General features: G+C 72.1%; 5 protein-coding genes, 1 pseudogene and 2 riboswitches. Of the genes and pseudogenes, 3 read left to right on the top strand and 3 right to left on the bottom strand.

The genetic code is table 11. The features are described from left to right. The 3 genes from gcvP to gcvT form a co-directional block, all read right to left on the bottom strand. The coding region (gcvP, locus tag AC1DY2_RS12965) for an aminomethyl-transferring glycine dehydrogenase (protein ID WP_476762803.1) at positions 1 to 2,433 on the bottom strand (2,433 nt) is incomplete at its 3' end. 14 nt (positions 2,434 to 2,447) lie between these two features. Beyond that, on the bottom strand, positions 2,448 to 2,819 hold the full coding sequence (gcvH, locus tag AC1DY2_RS12960) for a glycine cleavage system protein GcvH (RefSeq protein ID WP_476762802.1): 372 nt from the start codon (positions 2,817 to 2,819) through the stop codon (positions 2,448 to 2,450). 87 nt (positions 2,820 to 2,906) lie between these two features. Then, entirely contained in the window at positions 2,907 to 4,097 is a 1,191-nt protein-coding gene (gene gcvT, locus AC1DY2_RS12955) for a glycine cleavage system aminomethyltransferase GcvT (protein WP_476762801.1), read from the bottom strand. 44 nt (positions 4,098 to 4,141) lie between these two features. Then, a riboswitch (glycine riboswitch) is annotated at positions 4,142 to 4,249 on the bottom strand. Next, positions 4,250 to 4,353, bottom strand: a riboswitch (glycine riboswitch). A 218-nt stretch (positions 4,354 to 4,571) separates the two neighbouring features. Here gcvT and AC1DY2_RS12950 point away from each other — a divergent pair. The 3 genes and pseudogenes from AC1DY2_RS12950 to AC1DY2_RS12940 form a co-directional block, all read left to right on the top strand. Further along, entirely contained in the window at positions 4,572 to 5,519 is a 948-nt protein-coding gene (locus AC1DY2_RS12950) for an endonuclease domain-containing protein (protein WP_476762800.1), read from the top strand. 177 nt (positions 5,520 to 5,696) lie between these two features. Next, positions 5,697 to 6,425: an NUDIX hydrolase gene (locus AC1DY2_RS12945; protein WP_476762799.1), complete on the top strand. Its 729-nt coding sequence runs from the start codon at positions 5,697 to 5,699 to the stop codon at positions 6,423 to 6,425. After that, positions 6,422 to 6,628 (top strand): annotated as a pseudogene (locus AC1DY2_RS12940) (quinolinate synthase NadA); the annotation flags it as partial. The gene AC1DY2_RS12945 and the pseudogene AC1DY2_RS12940, both read left to right, overlap by 4 nt.

The following is a 6,628-nucleotide window of genomic DNA, read 5'->3' as shown; positions in this document are numbered from 1 at the left end:
GTTGTCGCCCGTGTAGAGCACCGGGAAGTGGTCGCGCAGGCGCGCGGCGACGTAGTTCGCCGCGAGCACGGCCGCGGCGGTGGCCTGCTTGAGGCCCTCGGACCCCATCATGCGCACGTACGCCCACGAGATCGGCAGGATCGACGGGCTGCCGTACGGCGCGGCCGAGACCGGCCCGCCGTCGTGGGTGACGCCGCCCGAGTGGTCGGCGCGCTGCGCGAGCGGGTGCCCGGGCAGGTAGGGCGCGAGGTGCGCCTTGGCCGCGACCGGTCCGACGCCGGGCCCGCCGCCGCCGTGTGGGATGCAGAAGGTCTTGTGCAGGTTGAGGTGCGAGACGTCGCCGCCGAAGTCGCCGAACCGGGCGAAGCCGAGCAGCGCGTTCAGGTTGGCGCCGTCGACGTAGACCTGGCCGCCGGCGTCGTGCACGGCCTGCGTGATCTGCTTCACCTCGTGCTCGTAGACGCCGTGCGTCGACGGGTAGGTGATCATGAGCGCGGCGATGCGGTCGGCGTGCTCGGCGATCTTCGCCCGCAGGTCGTCGAGGTCGACGTTGCCGAGCTCGTCGCAGGCCACGACGACCACGCGCATGCCGGCGAGCACGGCGGAGGCCGCGTTCGTGCCGTGCGCGCTGGAGGGGATGAGGCAGAGGTCGCGATCCAGGTCGCCGTTGGCGCGGTGGTAGCCGCGGATCGCGAGGAGGCCCGCGAGCTCGCCCTGGCTGCCGGCGTTCGGCTGCAGCGACACGGTGTCGTAGCCCGTGACCTCGGCAAGCCAGTTCTCGAGCTGCTCGATGAGCGAGAGCGTGCCCTCGACATCGGCCTCGGGGGCGAAGGGGTGCAGGTTCGCGAACTCGGGCCACGTGACCGACTGCATCTCGGTGGCCGCGTTGAGCTTCATGGTGCACGAGCCGAGCGGGATCATGCCGCGGTCGAGCGCGTAGTCGCGGTCGGCGAGCTGCTTGAGGTAGCGCATCATCTGCGTCTCGGACTGATGCGTGTTGAACACGGGATGCTCGAGGTAGGAGCTCGTGCGGCGCAGCGCCTCAGGCAGGCTCGCGGGGAGCTCGCGCAGCGACACGGGAACCTCGATGCGCGGGTCGAAGCCGAACGCCTCGACGACGCGAGAGAGCTCGTCGGCGGTCGTCGTCTCGTCGACGGCGACGTGCACGGTGGCCTCGTCGGCCTCCCAGAGGTTGAGGCCGAGCTCGCGTCCGCGGGCGACGACGTTGGCGGCGAGGCCGGGCACGTGCACCCGCACGGTGTCGAAGTACGCGTCGTGCGCGAGGGTGAGGCCATAGCCGGTGAGCGCATCGGCGAGCGCCTTCGCCTTCGCCGCCGTTGAGAGGGCGATGTGCCGGATGCCGCGGGGCCCGTGGTACACCGCGTACATCGACGCCATCACGGCGAGCAGCACCTGCGCGGTGCAGATGTTCGAGGTCGCCTTCTCGCGGCGGATGTGCTGCTCGCGCGCCTGGAGGCTGAGCCGGTAGGCGGGGTGCCCCGAGGCATCCTGGGAGACGCCGACGAGGCGGCCGGGGAGCTGGCGCTCGAGGCCCTTCCGCACCGCCATGTAGCCGGCGTGCGGACCGCCGAAGCCCATCGGCACGCCGAAGCGCTGCGACGTGCCCACCGCGACGTCGGCGCCGAGCTCGCCCGGGCTCGTGAGGAGCGCCATCGCGAGCAGGTCGGCCGCGGCGACGACGAGCGCGCCCTGCGCCTTCGACGCGGCGATGACGGATGCCGGGTTCCACACGCGACCCGAGGCGCCCGGGTACTGCACGAAGAGCCCGAAGTGCTCGCCGAGGGCGGCGACATCCGTGCCCTCGTCGAGGTCGGCGACGACGAGCTCGATGCCCACGGCCTCGGCACGGGACGCGAGCAGCGCATGGGTCTGCGGCAGCGCGTCCGCGTCGACGACGAAGCGGTTCGAGGCCGACTTCGACGCCCGGCGCGTGAGCAGCATGCCCTCGACGACCGCGGTGCCCTCGTCGAGCATCGACGCGTTGGCGGTGTCGAGGCCCGTGAGGTCGGAGACCATGGTCTGGAAGTTGATGAGCGCCTCGAGCCGGCCCTGGGAGATCTCGGGCTGGTAGGGCGTGTACGCCGTGTACCAGCTGGGGTTCTCGAGCACGTTGCGCTGGATCACCGACGGGGTGATCGTGCCGAAGTAGCCGAGGCCGATCATCGACGTGCGCACCGCGTTCTGCTCCGCCAGCGCGGCCAGTTCCGCGAGCGCCTCGCGCTCGGTGGCGGCCGGCGGGATCACCGAGTCGACCACCTCCCCCATGCGGATCGCCGTGGGCACCGCCGCCGTCATGAGCGCGTCGAGGGAGTCGTAGCCCAAGGCGGCGAGCATCCACTCGTGGTCGTGCGGGGTCGTGCCGATGTGGCGGCGGCCGAACGCGTCGGCGTCGTAGGCGGAGGAGGTGTTCATCGCTGGGTGGATCCTTACTCGCCGACGAGGGCGCGGTACTCGGCGTGGCTGAGGAGCTTGGGGAGGGCGCCGGCGGTGACCTTGATGAGCCACCCCTCGCCGAACGGGTCGCTGTTCACGAGCTCGGGCGCGTCGATGACGGCCTGGTTCGCCTCGACGACCTCGCCGTCGACGGGAGCGAACAGCTCGCCGACCGACTTCGTCGACTCGATCTCGCCGACGACCTTGCCCGAGGTGATCGCGGTGCCGGCGGCCGGCAGGTCGACGTAGACGACGTCGCCCAGCTTCTCGGCGGCGTAGTCGGTGATGCCGATCGTGAGCGTGTCGCCCTCGACGAGCACCCACTCGTGCTCTTCGGTGTACTGGAGTTCGGTCTGGTCGGTCATGGGATTCTCCTCGCGGTGGCGGTGCGGTGGCGGTGGCGGTGCGGCTGGTGCTGGTGGTCGGGGCGCGCGGCGTCGGTGGGCGGCCGCTCAGGCCTGGCGCTTGTAGAAGGGCAGGGCGACGACGGATGCCGCGACCCGCGTTCCGCGCACGTCGACGAAGAGCTCGCGGCCGGGCTCGGCGGCCTCGGGCGCGACGAACGCCATGGCGACGGGGTGGCCGAGCGTCGGCGACAGGGCGCCGCTCGTCACGACGCCGACGCGCGTGGCGTCCTCGCCCGCACCGTCGTAGACCTCGTAGTCGGCGCGGGCCGCTCGACGACCCTCGGCGGCGAGGCCGACCAGCACCGGGGCATCCGTCGCCGGGCCCTGCTCGATCGCGTTGCGACCGACGAAGTCGCCCTCCTTCGTGAGCGCGACCACGCGGCCGAGGCCGGCCTGCACCGGCAGGACGTCGCGACCGAGCTCGTGGCCGTAGAGCGGCATGCCCGCCTCGAGGCGCAGCGTGTCGCGGCTCGCAAGTCCGCACGGGACCACGCGGGGGCCGCCGGTCTCGCGCAGGGCGTCCCAGATGCGTGCCGCCACGTCGGGGGCGACGTAGAGCTCGAAGCCGTCCTCGCCGGTGTAGCCCGTGCGTGCGACGAGCACCGGCTGGCCCTCGTACTCGGCGGCGATCGCCCGGTAGTACTTGAGGTTCGCGAGCGCGGTGACGAAGTCGTCCTCGTCGTTGCCCGGACCCTGGATGCCGAAGCCCGGCGTCTGCTGCAGCACCTCGAGTGCGTCGGGGCCCTGGAGGGCGATGAGCGCGATGTCGTCGCTCTCGTCGAACACCTCGGTGTCGAACGGCGAGGTGCGGTCGCGCAGCTCCTCGGCGACGACCTCGCGGTTCGACGCGTTCGCGACCACCATGTAGCGGTCCTCGCCGGTGCGGTAGACGACGAGGTCGTCGATGACGCCCCCGTCACGGTCGAGGAGAAGCGAGTACTTGGCCTGGCCCAGCGCGATCGCCGAGAGCTTGCCGGCGAGGGCGTAGTCGAGCGACTCGGCGGCCTCGGGGCCGACCACGATGATCTCGCCCATGTGCGACAGGTCGAAGAGGCCGGCATGCTCGCGCACGGCGTGGTGCTCGGCGAGGTCGCTGGAGTAGCGCACCGGCATCTGCCATCCGGCGAAGTCGGTGAAGCTCGCGCCCGCGGCGCGGTGCACCTCGTCGAGGGGGCTCCGACGTTCGGTGGTGCCTGTGTCGGTGGTGCCGTTGTCGGTCGTTCCGGGGTCGGTCACGAGTTCTCCAGAGTCGCGTGGGCGGTCGGCGGATGCCGCTTGAGAACTCCCCCTCTGTCATGGGCCTGAGAGCTTCGCGTCGCACCCGTGGGGCGCTCGGCTTTCACCGTCGGCGGGAGGCCGCGGTCGCGGCATCCACTTTTCAGAGCGGCCTTGTCATCGCGGTATGTGCGACCTGAGAGATTGGCGGGGAGGCTTGCTCCTTCGGTGCCGGCCAGTGCTGGTGGGCGCTGCCCGGCTCTCCCGCGATGCGTCGATGGCCCGGTGTGAGGTTGTACGCCGATCCTAACCCACGCCCTCGCGCCGCACGCACTGATCCCGCGCCGCGCGCACTCGATCCGCAGGACGCGACGGCGGGCAATGGCGCGCGGATATCCCGCTTTCGCGCCCAGYGGATGGCGCGCTCCACGGTGCGAGGGCACCGCCTGTGGACAGCACGATCGGCGGGCGGCCCGCTCGCGGCATCCTGAGGCGGTGCGCCGACCCGAGCCCCTGCCCCGACCGCTGCTCGGGCGCATGGCGTTCTCCTCCGCCGAGGCCCGCGCACTCGGCGCGAGCAAGACCAGGCTCGAGGCATCCGACCTCACGACGCCGTTCCGCGGCGCGCGCATGCGCACGGATGCCGCGCCGGGGATCCGACAGCTCGCCATGGCCTACGCGACCCGGATGCCGCCAGGCCAGTTCTTCAGCCATGCCACGGCCGCGGTGCTCAACGGCGTGCCGCTGCCGACGGCGATCGAAGCAGACCCGCGCCTGCATGTCTCCGCCTTCGCCGGCGGTTCGCGACCCCGTTCACGTGGAGTCGTCGGCCACCTGCTCGACCCGTCGCGCACCGGCACGCTCATGGTGGGCGGCCTGCCCATGGCGGATGCCGCGACGACCTGGTGCCAGCTCGGCGCGATGCTCGGCGTCGACGACCTCGTCGCCGTGGGCGACTTCCTCGTCACCGGTCGCCGGAAGCTGGGCGGACCACCGCCGGCCGCGACCCATGACACCCTCGCGCGGGCCGTGGAGCTGCATCGCGGATCAACGGGCGTGGCGGTGCTGCGCGCGGCCCTCCCGCTCGTTCGGGTGGGCCCGCTCTCTCGGCGCGAGAGCCTCTTGCGGAGGCGGATCGTCCGCGCGGGGCTGCCCGAACCCGAGGTGGCGTTCGTCGTCCGCGATTCGCGCCTCGCCGGGTTCGAGCCGACGGTCGACCTCGCCTATCCCAGGTACCGCATCGCGATCGAGTACGAGGGCGATCACCACCGAGTTCCCCTGCAGTTCCGGCGCGACATCCGTCGGTACGAGCGACTGCAGGACGTCGGCTGGGTGGTGATTCGAGTGAGCGCGATCGACGTGCCGGATCGCGAGCTCGCGGGATCCGAGGAGACCATCGAGCGCATCGCCACCCGACTGCGCCGGCGGGGCTGGCCCGGGTGAGTTGCACTCAGGATCTGCTGGACGCAACGGCAGGGAATGGGCAGGGCAAAGCCTGCATACGCGTCCAGTAGATGCGCCGCGTCACACGATTGGCGTTCGTGTCATCGTGACTGTAAGCTGATGCCAGCACTTCGGGTCACGCTGACTCTAAGGTGGTCGAGCGAGAGGGGGCAGCGGATGTCGCAGCAGCACGATCGCGGCGCGCAGGCGCGGCTCGCCGTCTCCACGGTCATCTTCGCCCTGAGCCCCGACGCCGGCGCGGCCTCGCCGAGCCTCCGCATCCCGCTCGTGCGACGCCTCCGCGAACCCGGCGCGGGTCGGTGGGCGCTCCCCGGCGGCTGGCTCCCCGTCGACGAGGCGCTCGACGAGGCGGCCGCGCGCACGCTCGGCGAGACCACCGGGCTGGCCCCGCGCTACCTCGAGCAGCTGTACACGTTCGGCGCCCCCGACCGCTCCCCCGACGAGCGGGTGGTGTCGGTCGTGTACTGGGCGCTGGTGCACTCCGACGAGGTCGAGCGCGCCGTCTCCGACGAGAACGTGCAGTGGTTCGACGAGGACGCGCTGCCCGACCTCGCGTTCGACCACCGCCAGATCATCGACTACGCGCTCTGGCGGCTGCGCACCAAGCTGCAGTACTCCCGCATCGCGCACGCGCTGCTCGGCGACACCTTCACCATGGCCGAGTTGCGGGGCGTGCACGAGGCGGTGCTGCGCCGCCGGCTCGACCCGGCGAACTTCCGCCGCACCATGGAGGCCTCCGGCACGCTCGTCGACACGGGCCGACGCCTCGCGGGCACGCCGCATCGCCCGCCCGCGCTCTACCGCTTCGACACGGGCGCCGGCCCCGCGGCATCCGTTGCCCCCGCCATCACCGCACCACCCGCACTGCAGAGGACGAACCCATGACCATCGCACCTCCTCCCCCCGTCCGCGACGCGGGCGCGACGCGCGCGGCGGCATCCGTCGATCGCACCATCCGGCTCATCACGACCGGCGCGGCGTCGGGCGCCGCCTGCGCGCCCGAGCTGGCGAAGGGCCCGTGGGAGTTCGACGCCGGCCCCGCCGGGTACGGACCCGGCTCGTCGATGGGCGACGTCATACCCACCGGC

It is taken from the genome of Agromyces sp. P1_H4 (assembly GCF_056405255.1).
Note: the sequence above shows the minus strand (reverse complement) of the source record. Positions and strands in the feature narration are given on the sequence as shown.